The organism is Aeromonas sp. QDB23 (genome assembly GCF_027707745.1).
Lineage (GTDB): Bacteria > Pseudomonadota > Gammaproteobacteria > Enterobacterales > Aeromonadaceae > Aeromonas > Aeromonas allosaccharophila.
Genome location: NZ_JAPCJA010000133.1, coordinates 1 through 2,179 on the forward strand (window position 1 = coordinate 1; position 2,179 = coordinate 2,179).

At 56.9% G+C, this 2,179-nt stretch carries 3 protein-coding genes; all 3 read left to right on the forward strand.

Annotated elements, in window-relative coordinates:
• The first annotated feature begins 180 nt into the window (after positions 1–180).
• The gene (locus PG888_RS22750; RefSeq protein WP_000376616.1) at positions 181–384 is read left to right on the forward strand and encodes a hypothetical protein; all 204 of its coding nucleotides are present in this window, start codon (positions 181–183) and stop codon (positions 382–384) included.
• Positions 385–539: 155 nt separating this feature from the next.
• Positions 540–1,745, forward strand: a complete 1,206-nt coding sequence (gene chrA / locus PG888_RS22755) for a chromate efflux transporter (RefSeq protein ID WP_000184001.1) — start codon at positions 540–542, stop codon at positions 1,743–1,745.
• 10 nt (positions 1,746–1,755) lie between these two features.
• Entirely contained in the window at positions 1,756–2,061 is a 306-nt protein-coding gene (locus PG888_RS22760) for a PadR family transcriptional regulator (RefSeq protein ID WP_000130000.1), read from the forward strand.
• Positions 2,062–2,179 lie beyond the last annotated feature (118 nt).

Consider the following 2,179-nt stretch of genomic DNA (forward strand, 5'->3'; position numbering starts at 1 on the left):
TCGCGAAATTTCGCAGTCGCGACGCCAGAGACCGAGGGTTAGATCATGCCTAGCATTCACCTTCCGGCCGCCCGCTAGCGGACCCTGGTCAGGTTCCGCGAAGGTGGGCGCAGACATGCTGGGCTCGTCAGGATCAAACTGCACTATGAGGCGGCGGTTCATACCGCGCCAGGGGAGCGAATGGACAGCGAGGAGCCTCCGAACGTTCGGGTCGCCTGCTCGGGTGATATCGACGAGGTTGTGCGGCTGATGCACGACGCTGCGGCGTGGATGTCCGCCAAGGGAACGCCCGCCTGGGACGTCGCGCGGATCGACCGGACATTCGCGGAGACCTTCGTCCTGAGATCCGAGCTCCTAGGGATCGCCTCAGAAAACGGAAAATAAAGCACGCTAAGCCGTAAGTAAGCGTGCTCCTGTGAAAGCCACAGCTAAAACTGCGTAGTACACATAGAGGTATTTTTTTCTAGATTTATATCGAATTTCGTTATCGAATTTCGCTTATTATTGATCAACTCGTTGCAGATCATGAAGGCGAAAGTATGACGAATAACCCTACCGATGACAGCAGACCATGGTCGGTCTTTCTTATTTTTCTGCGGCTTGGATTGACATCTTTTGGCGGCCCCATTGCGCACTTGGGCTACTTCCGCGCCGAATTTGTCACACGGCGGCGCTGGCTCTCCGAACGGAGCTATGCTGACTTGGTCGCGCTTTGTCAGTTCTTGCCAGGGCCTGCAAGCAGCCAGGTCGGCATAGCGGTAGGACTGTCTCGGGCTGGATACAGCGGGGCGCTGGCTGCTTGGGCTGGCTTCACGCTGCCGTCTGCCATAGCCTTGATCCTTTTTGCGCTCGGCATCTCCAGCTATGGCGATTACGTCTCGCAGGGCGCGTTGCATGGCTTAAAAGTGGTGGCTGTGGCCGTGGTCGCTCAAGCAGTATGGGGCATGGCGCGTAACCTATGCACGGATGGGCTGCGAGTCACCATCATGGCAATTGCTACCTGCGTCGTTTTACTTGTGCCGTCCGCGTGGGGACAGGTTGGCGTGATTGCTATCGCAGGCATCGCAGGCCGGTTATTGTTCAAGCCAGCGAAAGTTGTTGAGCATGACCCCCTACCTATCACGGTCAGTCACCGGGCCGGCGTGCTTTGGCTCTCGCTGTTCTTTGTCTTGCTGATTGGCCTGCCGGTGTTGGCCGAACTGATGCCAAGTCAAACCATGGCAATGGTGGATTCCTTCTATCGTGTCGGATCACTGGTGTTCGGCGGTGGTCACGTTGTGCTGCCATTACTGCAAGCCGAAGTGGTGCCCTCCGGCTGGGTCAACAATGAATCCTTTCTCGCGGGGTACGGGGCAGCTCAAGCGGTGCCCGGCCCTTTGTTCACGTTCGCCGCGTTTCTTGGTGCCTCGATGAACACCGCCCCGTCGGGCTGGATCGGCGGCATTGTGTGTCTGCTGGCTATCTTCGCGCCCTCGTTCTTGCTGGTCGTCGGATCAATGCCATTTTGGGAGCGTTTGCGCCGCAATACAGGCATCCAAGCTGCGCTGGCCGGGATCAATGCCGCTGTAGTCGGCTTGCTGCTGGCCGCGCTGTATCAGCCTGTATGGACTAGCGCCATCTTTCAGCCGCAAGACTTCGGCTTGGCATTAGTTGCCCTTGTCGCACTTATGTTCTGGAAGCTCCCGCCGTGGCTGGTTGTCCTCGGTAGCGGTGCAGCTGGGTGGCTGTTGAGCGTCGCTCTGTGAGGCACAAAAAATGACTGACAAAGACCTCTACGGCGGTTTGATCCGCCTGCACATCCTTCACCATGCAGCCGAGGAACCTGTCTTTGGGCTGGGGATCATCGAAGAGCTACGCCGACACGGCTACGAGATGAGCGCTGGCACCGTGTACCCGATGCTGCACGGCCTGGAAAAAAAAGGCTATCTGACCTCACGCCACGAACGCACCGGGCGACGTGAACGGCGTGTTTATGACATCACTGAACAAGGCAGAACTGCACTTGCTGATGCGAAAACAAAGGTCAAGGAGCTGTTCGGAGAGTTGGTAGAAGGTGGTTGAGTTTTTGCTTCTATGTCAGGTTGAGCTATACCCTAACTGGATTGTCATTTTCAGAAGACGACTGCACCAGTTGATTGGGCGTAATGGCTGTTGTGCAGCCAGCTCCTGACAGTTCAAT